Source organism: Bacteroides sp. NSJ-48 (assembly GCF_014287405.1).
In the GTDB taxonomy this organism is placed as follows: domain Bacteria; phylum Bacteroidota; class Bacteroidia; order Bacteroidales; family Bacteroidaceae; genus Bacteroides; species Bacteroides stercoris.
Genome location: NZ_JACOOD010000004.1, coordinates 1 through 17,750 on the forward strand (window position 1 = coordinate 1; position 17,750 = coordinate 17,750).

At 43.4% G+C, this 17,750-nt stretch carries 14 protein-coding genes and 2 tRNA genes; 2 read left to right on the plus strand and 14 right to left on the minus strand.

The annotated features are described in order from the left end of the window. Nucleotides 1-112: 112 nt before the first annotated feature. The 3 genes from H8S52_RS02710 to H8S52_RS02720 all read right to left on the minus strand — a co-directional run bounded on the left by H8S52_RS02710 (nt 113) and on the right by H8S52_RS02720 (nt 3,741). The gene (locus H8S52_RS02710; protein ID WP_255469957.1) at nt 113-832 is read right to left on the minus strand and encodes a hypothetical protein; all 720 of its coding nucleotides are present in this window, start codon (nt 830-832) and stop codon (nt 113-115) included. 222 nt (nt 833-1,054) lie between these two features. Next, on the minus strand, nt 1,055-2,752 hold the full coding sequence (locus tag H8S52_RS02715) for a S41 family peptidase (RefSeq protein ID WP_016660839.1): 1,698 nt from the start codon (nt 2,750-2,752) through the stop codon (nt 1,055-1,057). Nucleotides 2,753-2,757: 5 nt separating this feature from the next. Next, nucleotides 2,758-3,741, minus strand: a complete 984-nt coding sequence (locus H8S52_RS02720; RefSeq protein ID WP_117984965.1) for an adenosine kinase — start codon at nt 3,739-3,741, stop codon at nt 2,758-2,760. Between the two features lie 81 nt (nt 3,742-3,822). Here H8S52_RS02720 and H8S52_RS02725 point away from each other — a divergent pair. Further along, a tRNA-Asn gene (locus H8S52_RS02725) sits at nt 3,823-3,896 on the plus strand. Nucleotides 3,897-3,921: 25 nt separating this feature from the next. Continuing rightward, nucleotides 3,922-3,995, plus strand: a tRNA-Asn gene (locus tag H8S52_RS02730). 253 nt (nt 3,996-4,248) lie between these two features. On the opposite strand, the gene H8S52_RS02735 is transcribed toward H8S52_RS02730, so the two are convergent. The 11 genes from H8S52_RS02735 to H8S52_RS02785 all read right to left on the minus strand — a co-directional run bounded on the left by H8S52_RS02735 (nt 4,249) and on the right by H8S52_RS02785 (nt 17,636). Then, nucleotides 4,249-7,284: a hypothetical protein gene (locus H8S52_RS02735; RefSeq protein WP_186909295.1), complete on the minus strand. Its 3,036-nt coding sequence runs from the start codon at nt 7,282-7,284 to the stop codon at nt 4,249-4,251. 25 nt (nt 7,285-7,309) lie between these two features. Further along, nucleotides 7,310-9,532: a hypothetical protein gene (locus H8S52_RS02740; protein WP_186909296.1), complete on the minus strand. Its 2,223-nt coding sequence runs from the start codon at nt 9,530-9,532 to the stop codon at nt 7,310-7,312. A gap of 7 nt (nt 9,533-9,539) precedes the next feature. Next, entirely contained in the window at nt 9,540-11,102 is a 1,563-nt protein-coding gene (locus H8S52_RS02745) for a hypothetical protein (protein ID WP_186909297.1), read from the minus strand. Between the two features lie 12 nt (nt 11,103-11,114). Beyond that, the gene (locus H8S52_RS02750) at nt 11,115-11,999 is read right to left on the minus strand and encodes a FimB/Mfa2 family fimbrial subunit (protein ID WP_117984447.1); all 885 of its coding nucleotides are present in this window, start codon (nt 11,997-11,999) and stop codon (nt 11,115-11,117) included. A 127-nt stretch (nt 12,000-12,126) separates the two neighbouring features. Continuing rightward, nucleotides 12,127-13,203 (minus strand): hypothetical protein, encoded by a 1,077-nt coding sequence (locus H8S52_RS02755; RefSeq protein WP_117984449.1) that lies wholly within the window; start codon nt 13,201-13,203, stop codon nt 12,127-12,129. Nucleotides 13,204-13,297: 94 nt separating this feature from the next. Further along, nucleotides 13,298-14,779 (minus strand): DUF3868 domain-containing protein, encoded by a 1,482-nt coding sequence (locus tag H8S52_RS02760; RefSeq protein WP_117984452.1) that lies wholly within the window; start codon nt 14,777-14,779, stop codon nt 13,298-13,300. 15 nt (nt 14,780-14,794) lie between these two features. Next, a complete protein-coding gene (locus H8S52_RS02765; protein ID WP_082709284.1) occupies nt 14,795-15,367 on the minus strand; it encodes a DUF3575 domain-containing protein in 573 nt (190 codons plus the stop codon). A gap of 427 nt (nt 15,368-15,794) precedes the next feature. Continuing rightward, a complete protein-coding gene (locus tag H8S52_RS02770; RefSeq protein WP_186909301.1) occupies nt 15,795-16,160 on the minus strand; it encodes a tyrosine-type recombinase/integrase in 366 nt (121 codons plus the stop codon). A 336-nt stretch (nt 16,161-16,496) separates the two neighbouring features. Continuing rightward, nucleotides 16,497-16,700 (minus strand): hypothetical protein, encoded by a 204-nt coding sequence (locus tag H8S52_RS02775; RefSeq protein WP_004303920.1) that lies wholly within the window; start codon nt 16,698-16,700, stop codon nt 16,497-16,499. Nucleotides 16,701-16,710: 10 nt separating this feature from the next. Beyond that, nucleotides 16,711-17,109, minus strand: coding sequence for a hypothetical protein (locus H8S52_RS02780; RefSeq protein ID WP_008143073.1), 399 nt, complete (start codon nt 17,107-17,109; stop codon nt 16,711-16,713). After that, complete coding sequence (locus H8S52_RS02785) at nt 17,106-17,636, minus strand: hypothetical protein (RefSeq protein WP_004293684.1); 531 nt, start codon at nt 17,634-17,636, stop codon at nt 17,106-17,108. The genes H8S52_RS02780 and H8S52_RS02785 overlap by 4 nt, the downstream gene beginning before the upstream one ends. Nucleotides 17,637-17,750 lie beyond the last annotated feature (114 nt).

The following is a 17,750-nucleotide window of genomic DNA, read 5'->3' on the forward strand; positions in this document are numbered from 1 at the left end:
AGAATTATGTGAGAAAGCACCGAAAAATGGCAATAAGAATGGCATATGAAGTGGTCATGTCCTATCATCTTCATATGCCATCTTATTTTTTAGGGACATTTACTGAATATCCCTAAGTAGCTTTCTTCGCCCAACGATGCTCTATACCGACCGAAATTGCTTTATAGGCAACAGAAGCACCAAACGCAAAATTGGAAACATATCCGTGTCCGAAGCTGTCATCGATGACCACCATAGAATAAGTAGGCACATAATGGAAATAGGCAGCCACTTTCAAATCGCCTACCGGATTGACTGTGACGGAGGGACCTACGTGCATAGACGCATCTATCTGATGAATACCCAAATCAAAATCTTCCTCGTAATAGTCTTCATAACCACTGCTATAATCATTATAAGCACGTGTGTACGAACCACCTTCCGCAAAGACGTCCGGTTCGGAATACTTGGCATACGAAAGTTCAAACCATGTTGCGTCAATACCGAACTTAATCATATTCAGCAACGGCTTCTTATGCAGGTAATACGTTTTTCCGAAAGTCAGAGAAACACCGAAATCACTTTTCCATTCCGCTTCGGCATCTACTTTATCCGTCAACGTTTGGTTTGTAATATAACCGATATTAAAATACTTGGCTCTTTTTTTCCATATTCTCTCATTTCGTGCCGCATCTTCGGTTTTCTGTACTCTGTCGGAGAGTTCATTTACCACTTGCAGTAAAGAATCCTCTCTTTGAGAAGATTGGACTTCGGAATCAGCTTCTTGAGCAAAAATACTTTGTCCTGTCAAAATCACGGTTGACAGCACCAACCAAAACAGTTTTTTCATCATAATTTGTCTGTGTTTTGCTTATGGCTCCTTCGTTCAGCATACCAGTAATTTTAGGAAAGCGCAGGAGCACTAAAGGGAACTCCCCTTAACGCTTATTTCGTTCTATTTTTACAAAAATAGAGGATTACACACATACGCACAACGGGACAAAAACGAGATAGAAACTAAAAAACCGAAATAGCGGACTATTTCGGTTTAAATAAAGATTATGATGATGTTTTTTTATTTTTCCTTTTTGCCTTCATCCGGCTTAACCGGCGGGACACTGAGCATTTCTTTATATTTTTCCGGAGCAGTCAAAATCCCGACAGCCTCTTTCAGGTCCTTATCATCTTTCAACTGTTGGATGATACTTCCACGCTGATAGTAGTAACGTTTGATAATTTCCACTGCAATCATCTCCTTTATATCCTTTGAGAAGTGGTCGAGGTCACGCTCCAGGTTATGAGATAGCTTTTTCTCCAAAGCCTTGAATTCGTCGGACGCATCCGTCAGGTATCCTTCAAACTCCGCCATTTCTTTCAAGTTCTTCAAAATCTTCTCAGTCTGCTGGTCGTACTTGAAATCTGCTTTCTGTACCATCGCCTTAAAGTCGGCATAGTCGGCATCCGTTATCTTAAAATCTTTAGGAGCCGGAATCGTGGGGTGCTTCAAACAATACTCCGTAGCATAATTAAATATCAAGTTGTCATTCACCAAGTAGAACAGGATATTAGGCAACTTATCCTGCTTGACGGTAATATCGGGAGTAACTCCGCCACCGTCACGTACCTCACGTCCGGCAGCAGTATGGAATACGGTAGTCAAGCTATCCGGAATACGTCCTACGCTGCCATCCTCATTGCGGTGTTTGTAGTCGATAGCCTGCACGCAACGGCCGCTCGGAATATAGTATTTGGAAGTTGTCAGTTTCATTGTGCCTCCATAAGGCAGCGGACGGGTGGTCTGCACAAGCCCTTTTCCAAATGTACGATTACCCACCACTACTGCACGGTCATAATCCTGCAATGCACCTGCCAGGATTTCCGATGCAGAAGCTGTTGCACTATTCACCAGCACAGCCAGCGGAATTTCCAAATCCAGCGGCTCACGCAACGTCTTGTACGTATTGCTTGCCTGTTTGGTCTTTCCTTTCGTTGTCACCAGTGTTTTGCCGCGCGGCAGGAAGAAGTTGGCTATTTCCACAGCTTCGTCCAGCAAACCGCCGCCGTTATTACGCAGGTCGATAACCAAAGAAGTTATTCCCTGCTTTTTCAAATCAAGAAATGCCTGCTTGAACTCTTTGGAAGGATTACCGGAGAAAGTGCTCAGGTTGATATAACCGATGTTGTTATCCAACATTGCATAATAAGGAATAAAAGGCAACTGGATAGAACGACGAACGATATCGAATTCCAACGGCTGTTCCGTTCCGGGACGTTGCACCTTCAGTTTGAAGCTCGTGCCTACCTGCCCGCGAAGCATCTCGCTAACCTCCTGATTATTCTTTCCTGCAAGGTCCTTGCCGTCGATTTCCATAAGAATATCGCCTGCCTTCAGGCCTACGGTAGCCGCCGGCATATGTTCATAAGGTTCGGCTATCATGGAACGCTTCAGTTTGGTATTCCAGGTTATGATAGAGCCGATACCGCCATACGTATTCTTCAACATCTGTTCCAGTTCGCTTTGGTCGTCTTCCGGAAAATATTGCGTATAGGGGTCAAGTGAATACAGCATGGATTCGATGCCGGTACGGATAGTCTTGTTCGGGTCTATCGTATCCACATAAAACATATCCAATTCCTTTACTATAGAATTGAATATATCCAAATTCTTTGCCACCTGAAAACTACGGTTGTCTCCACTCTTAAACCCGAAAAAGAAACTTGTACCTACTGCTACCAATAGGACAGCTATCCAACGTATCTTTAAATATTTCATATATTCTAATTTATCATTATTATATCTTCCTTTATCTTCTCCCACTTTGAATCCGGCAGTTCCGTTCCAATCACCTGTATTACCTCACCCGACAGGATAGCACCTATTTTTCCGCACTTCTCCAAAGAATATCCGCAAGTCAGTCCATATAGAAAACCTGCCGCAAAAAAATCTCCGGCACCGGTAGTATCAACCACTTTCGCCACCGGCACAGCCTCAACACGTACTTCTTCCGTTCCCTTACGAATCAGCGAACCGCGCGCTCCCACCTTTACAATGGCAATGCTACACATTTTGGCGATAATCCCCAATGCTTCCTCAGGTTCTTTACCGGTAAACGCCTTCGCCTCTTCCTCATTGGCAAAAACAATATCCACATATTTATTTACCAACAAAGAGAAAAACTCATGATCGCCTGCCACGATGTTATAACTTGCCATATCCAGACAGACCTGCAAACCGGCTTCCTTAGCCAGCTCAATAGCCCGGAGAATCATTGCGTGCTCCTGTACCAGATAACCCTCTATAAACAGATAAGTATATCCCTTGAACATCTCCAGCGACAGTTCTTCCGCTTTCAACGTAGACGCTGCTCCCAAATATGTGCCGAACGTGCGCTCTCCGTCCGGAGATATAAAAGTAGACGCCACTCCCGAAGGCAATGTATCTGAAACTAATAAATCAGCTTCCGTTCCATGCTTCAGCAGACTTTCCCGAAAGAAGTTACCATAAGAATCATTATTTATCTTTCCGATGAACCCGGTTCCCGCTCCAAGCTGCGCCATGCCACGGATTGCATTTCCGGCAGAGCCACCGGTAGCCAAATGAGTTTTCATACGGCTAAATTCTTCGTTGATTTTCAGCAACTTATCTTCATCTATAAGCGTCATACTGCCCTTGGGCAAGTCCATTTTAGTTAAGATTTCATCACTGTCAAGGGTTGCTAACACATCGACCAATGCGTTTCCCAATCCAATTATTTTATCCATTTCTGATATTTTTTTTGCAAAGATATTGCATATTTCAAAATATCCTATTACTTTTGCAGCGCATTTGAGAAAAAACAACATTCTTCCTTAGCTCAGTCGGTTAGAGCATCTGACTGTTAATCAGAGGGTCCTTGGTTCAAGTCCAAGAGGAAGAGCGAAAGAAAAACTTGAATGCAACATTCTTCCTTAGCTCAGTCGGTTAGAGCATCTGACTGTTAATCAGAGGGTCCTTGGTTCAAGTCCAAGAGGAAGAGCAAAAAGGTTCGTCGTTACGGCGGACCTTTTTTCGTTTGATATCCCATTTCCTCCAGAGGAGCCCCCCCAAAAAAAATATCCCATTCCTTACCTCACCAGGTTACAAGAATGGGATATACAAACAAAACAAACAACAAGGCCATCTGTCACAGACAGCCATTGTATATGATAAGAGATTCTATATATTTTCTTTTCCAACCGGACTAAGTTCCATCCATCCAATAAATATTGTAAGGCCCGGCATATTTACTGTCATTCATTTGTTGCTGCTGTCAAAACCAAATCTCTGTTACTGAATAACTCATCTAATTTGGTCATAGTATGATAAACTTCTCCATTTACCGTATAATGCAGTTCCACATTGTCTATATACCAATCAAAATTATATTCCTTGCGCAAACGTAACTCATACCGGCCATCCTCCCGAATGGTCATGACACCAATACGGCTGCCGTTCACCTCACGTTCAAAAGATACAAAAGCTCCCTTAGGCACAGGTTTAGTCTCCTCGTTAGCAGTATAGCGGATGGTTCCGGTAATGGATTCATTGGTTACTTTAAATGTCTTTTCAAAGAATACCACCTGCCTATTATTCGAACTGACGACAATATCCCCGGCACTTACCGCTGATTTGGTTTTGAAAGGAAGCTTTTTCCGTTCTCCCTCTTGACTTCCTGCACCAGCGGCATCGTCCTTTTGCAAGGCTTCACCTACTCCATACCGTCTTTCATCCTCCCGATTAGCCTCTACCGTATAAATAAAGCGTCCTTCTGTGCTCGGATCGGCTTTCAGCTTGTTTTTATCTAAGTTGAATTCCTTCAGGCGTGCATCATCTATCTCCAGCATAGGCGCATCAATATAGATTTCGAACTCTTCTCCAAACGGATCGACAGACTTTCCATCTGAACCGGTAAAACTGGTTACATCAAAGCTAATATCCACTTCCTGTTCAGGTTCATAAGTCCATGTCAGCGGTGTTTCCTCCTCCTCCGCATTGCCCGAAGCATCAGTACCTATATCATCCACCCGTGCGGCAAAGCGGAAAGGATGGTAATTGGCAAGCTCAAAAGTAACGGAGCGATAGGTATTTCCCGTATACTCGGCTCCATTATTCGACGGCAACCCTGAGGGAGAACCATGCTGGTTGGATGCCATACGCACTACTTCCGCACTCCGTGCAACATTAGTCTTCATGTAAATGGAGTAACGTCCTGTTTCTTCCGGATTTCCGGCATCAATCGGCTTAAACATATATACACGTCCTCCTGAGCCCCATTCACTCTTGTCTACTTCATAAAAAGTACAATCAAAAGTTACTCCATCAGGCTCTTCTCCGTCCTTTATATGATCCAAATATTGGGAATAAAGTAAAAACTCATCCTTATCACCTGCATTTATAGCCGTTACACCATCTTTCAACAGCATATCAAACTGTACTAAGGCTCCTTTCTTCTGCGGCACCAAACGGTAAAGGATTTTCTCATCATCCGCAAAGTCTCCTCCACCTTCTGCTCCATTATATTCTCCCAGTCCCACTACTGTTATCGACTTTTGTGAAGAGCCTGCAAAAGTAAAGACACGATGCATGGTATTGAAGTGTTCGGCTTCGATACTGATATTTTTGGTTGCCCCATCTTCCTCATTCAGAATATTCCTGAAATAAACACGTTGTACACCAGGTTCCGTCACAGTGTACACATATTTATATTTCCATTCCGGCATCTCCGTTCCATAACCTTCTTCACCTTCACGCACCAGCGGCAATACCATACCCGATTCATGGCGCACATCCAAAGCCTCTACTGCAAGCAGTACCCTGAGCGGAAAGAGCTCTGTCGGACAATCTTCCGGAATAGTAAACATTATAGTAGCGTGCGCACCGCCATCATCCATATTGCCATAAATTTCCGTAGATGCCCATGCTGGTGTAAAATTCTGCTTCTTCACCATAATCACCTTAATTTTACGTTGCAGGCGGTCTTTTTTCACCAACAATGTACCTTCCAGTTTCTGGTTGTTATTCATTGGCAGGAGATTAATGGTAATCTTTCCTTCACCCACCCCATTACTGTTTATGGTAAATGCGTCCGTTATCGTATTGGTTGCCACCGTATTTCCGTTAAGCCATGTTATCACCGGCTTGTCTGTTCCGATAATGGAAGTGCCGTTCTTGCCCGACAGTGTATATTTCAGTTCGGCAGTCTTACCCGCTCTTTCATCATTATACACGACACTCGTTTGGTCCACGGCTAATATATAGTTGTTATCTTCCACCGACTCAACTTCGTCCGATATGGAAAGCCACACATTGTTTGTGGCAGCCGCTGTAAGTGCTGCTTCAAAGGTAGGCTGTCCATAAGAAAGCGCTCCTGCAATATGAAACATATAATGATGATTCCTTCGTATCAGTTCCTGCTCGCCATTCGCTTTAATCAGCATCACCCGATAATAAAGTTCTTCGCTCTCACCGGGCAGATGTCCGCGGATGATGACACTGACCGGGTCTTCCGAGCTGTTTTCGCATTCGAACACATATAATTCCGGATTTTGGCTGATATCCTGTACATCCTGAATATCGCTCAACTTGGCATCATTGGCAGGCAATGTAACAAAAGGCTCAACGTCTGCATTCGAAGACCATACCCACCCTTTCGTAGGATGATAAGAAGCCACAGTACCAAAAGCATTCGTATTATAGGCTGTAAAACCGGTAACTACCAGATAACCGTTTCCTGTCGGATTGTCTATTGTAATTTTAGCCTGGTTACGAATCATTATTATATTAGGATTTTTAGCCAATTGTTGGTCAATCGATTCTTCGTTGTTAGCATCGCATGCAAAACGAGCCCAATAAATCATCATACCGGACGAACCTTCCAACAGAGCTATCACATCTGCCTCCGATTTATTTCTGAATTCATCTTCCTGGAAATCAGTCATATTCTGATTGGCAATAAAATGAATACGGCGTGTATTGGCAGGTATGGTTGCTGTAAATTCTCCAGACTCTTCTCCGTGGGAAGTGATTGTTGCCGGCGTAGTTGTTATAAATAATCCGTAGCTGTCGAAACAAAACAGCTGCATACTATTTACCCCTTTACCATCCGGGTCTACAGAGCGGGTGGTCACCACCGGCATAGCCGGTATTTCCGTTTCGAAATGTATATTAACATAACCTTCGGGAGCTTCTTTTTCTTGAAAAGCAGTCCACTCATCCGTCTGGCAGGCGGTGAATGAGACCAACAGTCCCAACACAACAAGTACTGTATGCTTTATTGCTTTTGCCATATCTTTCTGTTTTTTTTATTCTTCTCTATTTTTGGGTATCAAAGGCATCACGGATGCAGCGGACTCCTGTTCCATTCATATTTGATTTTGAGTTTTCCACCCTACCATTTGCACTATAATAGTATTTGGCATTCAGCAGATAGTCAATAGCATCTGCATCTTCATCTTCTTTTCCTTGAAAATTCATGATAATCTCCAGTTCCGCCCTTGTCGGCAAACGCCAATCGTCATAAATTGTTCCATCATGCGCAACTTCCACATAGTTGGCGCAGTGTTCACGGGCAACCCTCAAACTATTCGCACTGTTATCCAATGTCAAGTTTCCGGCACCCAACATGAACCCGCCTAATGAAGATGCAATCATAAATGACGGGGACACAAGTTCCGCATTGTCTGTACCCGGATCTGTAACGAGAAGACCAGTCGTTTCGTCGCGAATCTGTCTCGGATTGCCTATAGTGTATTTGTCAGATGTAGAAGTAATCGTAATATGATACAAACGACCGTTATACTCTCCTGATTCACTGGTGCTAAGAACTCCTCTGCTATTCCAGTAGTAATGTAAAATGGTTGATTTGCCAGCAACTATCTTGGTAACGACTTTGGATCTGAAAAAACCATTACTTGCATCTTCGAACCAACCGAAGCCGCTGGATACTTCGTAATCATAATTCCCATTCCAATTGGATATACTTCTTGTAGCAAGACTTATTCCGTATACCCTGTCTCCCATATAATCATAAGTGGTAGGTCGGGAATCATTTATTTTAAAGTCATCGCGATAAGAATACCAACTCTGGATATTGACGATATACTCCAACGGATATTGGGCAACCGTTACTTTACGAGCCTCTACTCCATCCTCATTGGTTATTTCCAATTCTATGTACCGTATCGTATTGTTGGTAGGCAACGGGCTGTGTATATTGATATTTCCGTTCAATCCTTTATCCGGTACTACATTAATACCCATCCTGGCAATCTCCCTTTCACTGGTTGTAGCCTGTGTTTGCCCAAATTTATCAATGTAATAAACCCGCGTCACCTTAACCGAGACCTCCGATGAAGAAGCAAATTCCAGCGTTGTGTTATCATCCGAGATATTATACATTTCCATTTCTTCCTCATTTACCGTTAAATATTTCGGCCGGTCGGTTTCTCCTCCAACATTAATTATTGTCTCGTCCCATGCTTGCACGGTATAATTGACAGGTTCGAGTTCTTCGGGTTTTAAAATTTCTGTTGCACCCGGCGCATTTACCTCTACCGTTACTTCGTAATAAGTATTCCGTTCCAGAACCTTCTCTTTGCTGATAGGAATCTGATAATAATTAGCTCCGCGCAAATCCGGTTCTTTCTTATAATAGAGCGGAATATTCACCACCAGACGCGTTTCTCTTTCCAAAGGCTTATCCTTCCAATTATGACTGTAAGCATAAGCCGTAACAGTTATTTCATTTTCCGTCCATGCAAAATATTTACCCGCAGTAGGATCGGGCGTCCGCAATTTTACATTATCATTCGCATTCGGGTTTGGAATAAGGGTTGTGCTGTAAGACATGTTTCGCAGATAATAACCTGCTCTATAGGCTCCCGATGAATTATCAAAGGTAACATCTTCCCCTTTCTTTATCTTCACAACAATTTTGGCAGCAGCGCGTCGCAATGTAACGGCCAATTCTGTTTTATCCGAAAGATTGCCATTGTAAAGCACTACTTTTCCAGGCGTTTCCGGTTCGTCTGTTCCAGCGGGATAGGCTATGCCGTCCATAAGAAAAATCATCGGTATTTCAGGGTCAGTACCGGCGCCGGTCATGTGTATATTACGCTGTTCTTCCATCAACCCGCGTAATTTTCCCAAATCGGCTACCTCTCGAAATTTGTCTTCTCCCAATGTACTATTGGCTATCAGATATACCCAATATGATTCATTAGCTTTAAAATCTTTCCGCTGTGCTTTTGCCAATGTAATTTTACCGCTCTTTTGACTGTCGGCTACCACCTGCACCCGTTCATAATGTGCCAAGCTTTTATTATCCGTATCATCAAATATCAATACATCAACATAACTTACCGTCACTTCCGCACCCGTTGCGCCTGCACGGGTCACCGACGTCGTTGCAGACGAAATGTCAAGCACAATACTATTATTGTCCGCTTCCGGCTGTACAAAATCCGTTTCATTGCTACAGGCAGCGCAACCTAACACTGCCAACCAACAAGCCATATGGTAGAATATCCGTTTCATCTGCTCATCATTTTTGAATTTCTGATACTTGTCTAATTGTAATCACCTCTGCCCTGTCGCCACTTTCCGGCCATGCAATAGCACCTTGTGTTCCATTAATCATTAACAGACTGGGACTTCCCGAATCCCAAATAGGAGAATAAGTAATGCCAAAATTAACAGTCTGCCCTACAGCATCGGGATTCCGTGCAATCACCTTGATTGTAAACGGATTGGGAGAAGCTCGATAAGGTGCATCTACCAACTTTCCATTTTGGTAAACCTTACAGACAAAATTTCCGACACCATTAAGCAAAGTAGGAGTCCATTCTTGATTTTCCGGTGCAGTCATCTCAAACAGAACAGAAAAAGCTCCCTCCTCCTCTATGGACGAACCCTCATCGCCTGTGTAGCAAACCACAGGAGGAGTATTCGGTTTATCGCCGTCAAGCGGCAATACCGGATTGCTATATGTAGGATATTCAAAAGTCAAGTCATTCCATGCACCGGCATCGTCCCAGTCGGCCACCATATAATCCACCGTTATCACATCGTCCGGACCGATACGGTTAAGCACCACACAATACGTGTTGCGCTTCACTTGCGGCAAATAAATATCTTTCACCGATTGGTTCCCGTTAATACTGTAAGTAACCCTGACCACAAAACCTTTATGTTCCGTATCTGCCGTTCCCCAACTATTCGGATTACCGGAACCATAATAGTTTTCAAACATATAAACCGGAACGGAAAAAAAGTCATTAAACCCTTTCTTTATACTTTCCGGATCTTTTTTATTAAGCAACTCATAATCAGCATCTGTCATTACCTTTGTCACCGGAGAAGAGGTGGTCAGTAATTCGAATGGACTGTCCAAAGGAGGAACTTCTTTCCACACTGCATCTTCCGGATGGAACAGATAATTATATTGAAGCACTCCCAAAAAATCAATACGTTCGATACTTAAGTTCATGCCAGCTTCCTTAGCGGCAAAATACATGCCCAGCTTACCTACAACCCGTTCCAGTTCAAATTCCACTGTTCCATTCCACATCAGATGTCCGTTATGCGAACCGCCTGCCGTACTTTCCTTCAGATTATTCGGGTCTATTTTCTGAGACTGCCTGGCCACCATCGGAACCGCACCATAACCACGAGCTTTGATTTCTTCAAAATAAAACTTCTCCAATTCATCGCGTGTCATATTCTCCTGAAGAGTTGCAGATGGTCTCAGTATTGCCTTCTCATTCGCCACCAGGTAGAACCATACATTCTGTTCAAGTGCAGAATAAGGCGGTAATTTCAAATCCATCCAAAAAGAAATTTTACCACCTGCATCCGGATTTAAACCGGCCTCTTCATAATAATATCCAATTTGTTTCTGTCCGATAAAAGCATATACGCGCAAACTCTTTACGGCATTCTCCATTTCAGCCTGTATGTCGGAACCGCCACGGGCATTTACATTCATTTTTACACTGATATTCCCGCCTTCTCCCGTACCGGATACATTTTCCTCGACACATCCCGCAAGTGCCAGCATACATGCAGCCAACATCAGCCATAGATATATTGTATTTAATGTCTTCATTGTTTTCTCTTTTTAAAATTCCGGTTTCACGTCTACTATGTACCAGTCGGGAACTGTGACCACCGCACCTATAGACTTAAACTCAATGCGGATAGGTATCAGCGCTTCATGTCTGGTCAGGTCTACTACAGGGTTGGCAGCCAGGAAATCGGCCAGATTTACATGAGCAAGGTTCACTCCATTAGCGTCAGTGAGGTCTAAATTCACATTTTCATGATTAGTATGCCTCATTATATTAAAACGTGCCAGCATGGTATGCTTTTCCGCATTATTTTCGGTTTCAGGGTAATAGGTAACAACATTGCCGCATGCCTTATTGTCGAAACCGGTCATAGAAGACAATCCGCTCATGCTCAGCAACGGCCATACCGGAGTGCGGGTAGCGGACTCTACAGGTCCCGTTCCTACTACTTCCACATGGACTTTGTAGTGCGAACTGGCAAAATCCATCTGTTCTTTTATCTGTTGTGCATCACCGGGGATGCTGATTTCTTTGTAAGCATAATACAGAGAGTCATTTCCGACAATCCGTTCGCCACTTATACAGTTTTTATCACAGAATTGGGCAGTTGCCAGACTTTGCCCGTTGCTGACCTCCGTATGATAGGTATTGCCCACTGTCACAATCCGGTAATTTCCTATAGGCAGCTTCAACTCTGTGGTTCTTGTTTTTATATCAGCTTCGCTTATCGGATGAGAAGACAGCAACGCACCGTCACTATCAAAAACATACATGTCCACTTTATGAATCTTATCTTGAAAGATTTGGGTTGTACCGTCGCCTACATAACTGAACTCCAGCAGGCAGTTGCCCGGACAGTCACTCATATCTTCTTTGATGCACCCGTTGAGCGAAGCTAAAAACATCAAGGATAGTATGTATTTGGTGTATTTCATATTTTATGTATGTTTCTTAGAATTAGTTGAAAGAGAGAGATGGAAGGGATGTATCAAAACCGGGAACAGCTCCTGTCTCAGTACCTTGTTTTGATACAATCCCTCCGGTTGAAAAAATTAGTAGAGATTATTTGCCATATTCAGGTTCTACCGGTACAATATCCCAGTCCTTTACTTTTACAGTAGCGGTAACGCAGATAGTAGGTTCTCCCGGATCCAAATCGGTCAAGTCTTCTTCTTCAAATTCCAGGTCTGTAATCTGATAGATTTTACCGGCTTCCATGGTTACTTTGTCACCTTCCGCTGTTTTCAGACCTGTAATCTTTAAGTAGGCAGGATCATAAACGATAAATCCTTCGGCTACAGGGCTCTTGTATTCAGTATCGAACTTAAGAAGCATTTCTTTAGGCTGACCCAGTACATTATAGCCATAACCTGCCCCTAAAGCCGTTTCAGCAGTAGTAGTGATTTCAGGACCGGATGTTTCATCATAAAAACATGCAGGTACACTTACCGGGTATCCTCCTTGGTTGGTCTTATCATATAATTCATTACCAACCTGTTCTCCACCCAATGTAAACTGTTGATGTACTCCATTAAGACCGATGTGAGTCAATGCTAACTTGCTATATGCACTATTACCCAAGTTGGTACATGTAAGATTACCGCTCAACTCGATACGGGAAAGCATGGTCGCCAGTTCAACTGTTGCCGTATACATCGTATTGCCATCTTCTTTATCAGTACCATCAGGAACCAAAGCAGCTACTTCGCTTGCTAAAGGTGCTGTGGATGCAACTCCATATTTATCCATATTCAAAGTTGCTCCCAAAACATTATTCTTCCAGTTTCCTTCAACAGGAAGTGGGGTATCTTCGTTAAAATTGGCAACAGCCGCAATTTTAGTAACTTCAGGACTTACATTATGATAGATATTGTCACTACCGACCTGTGCATCTTCTACCCTAACAATATTACCATCTGCTTTCAACAGGTAAAGTTTGATATTCTGAGGATTAATAGCTTTATCAGCATCCTCTGTCCATCCGCTTCCGACTTTTGTCTGTCCATAGCTTCCGGCAGAAATCGTCACGGAAATCTGCTTGGTACCTTTCGTCAAGATATCATTACCTTCATCTTCGTTGCTACATGCTGCGAAAGCCAATCCTGCCAATCCCAGCATAAAATACTTGTTTAACTTCATAAGTTGATAGATTAATTAAATAAAATAGTATTAATAACTCGTTCTATTTGTGTATTCTGTTATATGTTGCTACAAACATGTATCCTGTGGTATACTATAAATCAGCTACCACTCCCGCCAACTGCTCCAGATTTTTTTGCGCCTCCATGCTTCCCGCCTTCAAGGCACGCTCCAGTATTTCTTTCGCCTTGTCATATTGTTTGTCCCTGGCACAGGCAACACCCAGCGCATTCAAAACCGAAGCATCATCCTTCACCTCACAACCCTCCAGCAGGTCTATCGCACCTTTCACGTCACCCTGTTCCATCTTCACACAAGCACCGTTCACCACAGCAGCGGCATTGGCCGGATATGTGCGGGCAGCAGTCAGCATAGCCTCATCATATTCCGCACTGCCCTTCCCATACGAATCTGCCACCATATAGATTTCCTCGACACTCAGCAGGTCGGGACGGGTTTTCAACAGCTTCTTTGCCTCCTCCAGATTAAAGTTTCTCACATTATATTCTATGCGGTACTCATTACGGCGTAACGGGCCATACATTTCGTTCAGCAAACGTTGGTAAATTTCGGGAGGCACAAGACCGCGGATACGTTGTTCACAAAGATCCTTATCGCCGTCACACTCATCGATAATCCTCAGCACATCGTCAATCTTCAGTAACAGCGGATGTTTCTCCACTTCCTTGCGCAAACCTTCCCAGTCCTCGCCCACACCGGTCACATGCCACAGCGAAGCATCCACTTCCGTATCTTTCTGAGCGTACGCTGCCAATGCTTCCGCACGATTCTTCGACAGCTTCAGGTTATACTCCACCGTACCCTCCGGAGAAGCATATCCGGTAATATAAATTCCGGTTATGGTCAAATCGGGATTTGTCTTTACCACCTCGACAGAGCTGCTTACCGTGGCAAGTTCCGATTCGTTGTTCTTGAACTTCGGGTCTATATTGTAACTGTCCTGACGGAACTGCAAACGTGCCACACGCACCTCGTTTCGTACCTTCACAGTCTCTTTCCGGGGCTGCACAAAAGCTGTGGCATACTGCGGCCGGAACAATTGCAGGAACGTGTTTTTTACCGGCGTTTCCTCCATGCCGGACTGTGCACACTCCAGACATCCCGTCACCTGCTCGCGCAGCACCAGACGGCTCTGAGCCATCCAAGGCTCATAGGGCAGAGTCACTGCATATTCCACCTGCTGCGCCTCTCCGTTTTTACGGCGCAACGCTATATAAGCGCCATCGGTCTTTGCAGACCCGGTCAGCGCCTTCTCACGGCGGTGTACTTTATCGCGGACACGACCGTCCAACACCACAGAAGGAAGCTCCAGACTCCTACCACCCTCTTTCGCCACCACCACCGGATAAAGACGCACGCTCTCCTGACGCTTCACATGCATCTCCTCTATATCAAGTACAAAATTCACATGAACCTCACGGCCGTTCTTCTTTATTTCATCATTGACTACGCGTACGCCTGAAAGATGTCCCGTCTGCGCGAAAGCAGGAAGACACGTTCCAAGCAAGAACAACGCACCGCATATCAGTTTGCCATATATCCATTCTTTTCTCATAATGTGCTTCCTCCCTTATTTAATAACATATATCAATGATACCGCGGCTTTGGTAACGCTGAAGTACCCTTTGTCATTCTTCTCTTTCCACTCACCGCATTTGGGACAGTCATACTTATCGTAATGATTCTGTACGTAACCTACACCGATGCTCGCTTCCAGGCTCCAGCGGTTGCCCAATATCCACTGATAACCGTAGGACAAACCGGCGCCGTAATAATATCCCTCATACCGATAGTCCTTGGTGGTAGGATAAATGCCCAGAGGGAATTTCACGTTGCCCACGTTAAATTGCCCTCCAAGCAGGTGCAAACCAAAGAAGTGTCCGTTAAACGCCTCACACAGCCAATACCGTGCTTCGGGCTGTGCCATCCAGTGCTTCCACTTCTTACTGTCTGAAAATGTAAAAGGATTATAGTTCGCGGAAACATCCAGCGTCCATTTCGGAGCCAGCCGGAATTCGGCACCAAGGTTGAAAGTAGTACTGATGTCATACAGAAGATTCGTCTTCAACGAAATGTCCTGTGCTGACAAAGAAATGCCGATAAACAGGAAAATAATGCAAAGGCTCTTTTTCATGCTCTCCATTTTTATTAAGATATAACTTATCTGTCTATATATTTTATCAGGTTAACATTTCCGTTACTTTGTAGGTAACGGGAAAACAGGAACAAACACACTGCAAGAGACATCTTGCATCAACATAATTAACTGTTGCGGATTATTGGAGAGAGCGAAAAAATACGAGCAGATTTTCTGTGTTAATTTAATATAATGCAGACATGAAGGTATTATGCATTTTCCACCAAAGGAAAACGCTATCATTCAAGTCAGTCCGTCTTGTAAGCACATCAAAGGACGACTTCACTTATTTTTCATAAAAAAATCTTTTCTTCTCTTGTTTAATACAAATATTTTGTTGATATTTGTCATAATATATAACTCCCGTTACCTACAAAGTAACGGATAACATTTGTAGTATTATCAAAATATCAATATACTCAATATTTTTTATTTAAGCAATAGCAATCCTCTGGTTATCAAATATATAAGAAACTATTTCCTTATTCATATCCCATATTTTATCATCCGAGTGCCTTTTAAAGTAAGTTTCTGTTACTTTAACGGAGGAATGTCCCATTGCATTACTAATGAGTTCCTGTTGATAATTCCGATAATTGGCAATGGTAGCCCAACTATGTCTTGCGGTATAACTTGTCAGTCCTGCAACGCCTTTTATACGTTCTCCTAATCTCTTTAAATGATAATTGAAACTACGCAGAGCATTCTGATATTGCCGGTACTCATCCTTTCCCGGATGATGAATGAGAGGGAATAAATAGGGAGAAGACTTATCGGCAAACTTTTTTTGTTTGATAATTGATTGATAACCAGTAGTTAGTTTCGCTTAAAAAAGCTAATCTCTACTTATAAGCATACATAGAGGGTTTCAATAACCAACTGATACTGAAGACAAAAGTATATAAAAAAGTCGGATTGTAAAACACTGGAAAAGAACCTTCTTTTATCAATCAAGGAAATCAAAAAGTGTATAGAGCAAAGTGGCGCATGTATGGTATAGATAATTCCGTACATGCGCCACTTTCTTAATCATCTGATTTGCATTGATTTACATTAATTGTTATTATATACTATCATTTGGTACTGATAAGCATTGATTTTGCTTGTGGGGTGTATTATTGTCCACCTAAAAAAATCAAGAATATCTCCTTGAAACGGGTTTGACGAGCAGGTCGATGTGCTCGTGTTCAAGGATATGTTCCATAGCCTTGTATATGGGCATCTTTTCGATACCGGCAATCTTCAGGGCTTCCATCTTGATGGTATTCTCGATGAGCAGCAGGTAGTCTTCCTCCTTCAGCTCAACATATTTCTGTGACTGTGATTTTAATTTTGCCATATTGATGTTGTTATTTGTTTCCGAAGTCGGCAGGAATCTCACCCCACAGGCGGTTGTCCCAGTGCAGCACTTCGATGTCCTTGATTCTTGCCTCCATCACTTTGAGGAATATCTCCGCTTTCTGCAATGCCGGGCATCTGCGTGAAGAGGCTGTCTGTTTGTTACAATACCACGTGATGGCTGTAATGCTGTCCGAGTAGATTGTTCGCGGACTTTCCGGATGTTCCATGACATATCTGACCGCCTCGACAATGCCGAGAAACTCCCCGATATTGTTCGTCCAGTTACCGATAGCTTTGGAAAAGAGTTCTTTTCCTGAAGAGAGGTCGACAGCCCGGAAGCGTGTCAACCTCTCTTTTGCAGAATGGGCACCGTCGGTCGCAATACCCACGACCGGTTTTTCTTTCATTGAATTCCTCCCTGATGTCTGTCTCCCGTATAGATGAACCCGTCGGATTCCATACGTCGTACCAGAGCACGCGCCTGATTCAGATAGTCGGTGATGACACCTTCCTTGTACTTGATATCCTTGCGTCCCTTGAGGATTTCCAGCACACCGTCTATTGTGCGGCTCATTACGCTCTTGCCGTCTTTCGGGTCGAAGAAAATCTTTTTGTTGCCGAACGTCACAGTTACTTGATACAATGTCTTCGGGACGATCACTGTTTCCACATGCGCCTGAAATAACACGGGGGTAGCGGCAACGACTACATACCCGTTGGCTTTGTGCATGGGTTTCAACTCTACCGAGTATAGTATGTTTGGCTCGAGAGTTCCTTTCAGGTCTTCCGAAAGGACACAAATCTGCTTGCCGAATCTTGAGTCTTCACGGACTCCCATCAATTTACGTGTCTTGGAATGGCGCGAAACGAACCCTATCAGTTCGCCCGTCTCTTCCGATCTCGCAAACTTCAGTTGCGATTTTTCCGATGTCATATTACTGTTCTTTCATATTCAATCTATTGCTTTCAATTGACAATCTGTTTTCAATGGGTCACTTTTCCATACAAATATATGCCAATTTTTCACGCCAACAAAACGTTTTAGTTA

What these genes read in the sequence shown, in the direction of transcription:
- H8S52_RS02715 (WP_016660839.1), bottom strand. Translation starts at nt 2,752, where the DNA reads ATGAAATATTTAAAGATACGTTGGATAGCTGTCCTATTGGTAGCAGTA.
- H8S52_RS02750 (WP_117984447.1), bottom strand. Translation starts at nt 11,999, where the DNA reads ATGAAATACACCAAATACATACTATCCTTGATGTTTTTAGCTTCGCTC.
- H8S52_RS02760 (WP_117984452.1), bottom strand. Translation starts at nt 14,779, where the DNA reads ATGAGAAAAGAATGGATATATGGCAAACTGATATGCGGTGCGTTGTTC.
- H8S52_RS02780 (WP_008143073.1), bottom strand. Translation starts at nt 17,109, where the DNA reads ATGAAAGAAAAACCGGTCGTGGGTATTGCGACCGACGGTGCCCATTCT.
- H8S52_RS02720 (WP_117984965.1), bottom strand. Translation starts at nt 3,741, where the DNA reads ATGGATAAAATAATTGGATTGGGAAACGCATTGGTCGATGTGTTAGCA.
- H8S52_RS02735 (WP_186909295.1), bottom strand. Translation starts at nt 7,284, where the DNA reads ATGGCAAAAGCAATAAAGCATACAGTACTTGTTGTGTTGGGACTGTTG.
- H8S52_RS02775 (WP_004303920.1), bottom strand. Translation starts at nt 16,700, where the DNA reads ATGGCAAAATTAAAATCACAGTCACAGAAATATGTTGAGCTGAAGGAG.
- H8S52_RS02740 (WP_186909296.1), bottom strand. Translation starts at nt 9,532, where the DNA reads ATGAAACGGATATTCTACCATATGGCTTGTTGGTTGGCAGTGTTAGGT.
- H8S52_RS02755 (WP_117984449.1), bottom strand. Translation starts at nt 13,203, where the DNA reads ATGAAGTTAAACAAGTATTTTATGCTGGGATTGGCAGGATTGGCTTTC.
- H8S52_RS02785 (WP_004293684.1), bottom strand. Translation starts at nt 17,636, where the DNA reads ATGACATCGGAAAAATCGCAACTGAAGTTTGCGAGATCGGAAGAGACG.
- H8S52_RS02745 (WP_186909297.1), bottom strand. Translation starts at nt 11,102, where the DNA reads ATGAAGACATTAAATACAATATATCTATGGCTGATGTTGGCTGCATGT.
- H8S52_RS02765 (WP_082709284.1), bottom strand. Translation starts at nt 15,367, where the DNA reads ATGGAGAGCATGAAAAAGAGCCTTTGCATTATTTTCCTGTTTATCGGC.
- H8S52_RS02710 (WP_255469957.1), bottom strand. Translation starts at nt 832, where the DNA reads ATGATGAAAAAACTGTTTTGGTTGGTGCTGTCAACCGTGATTTTGACA.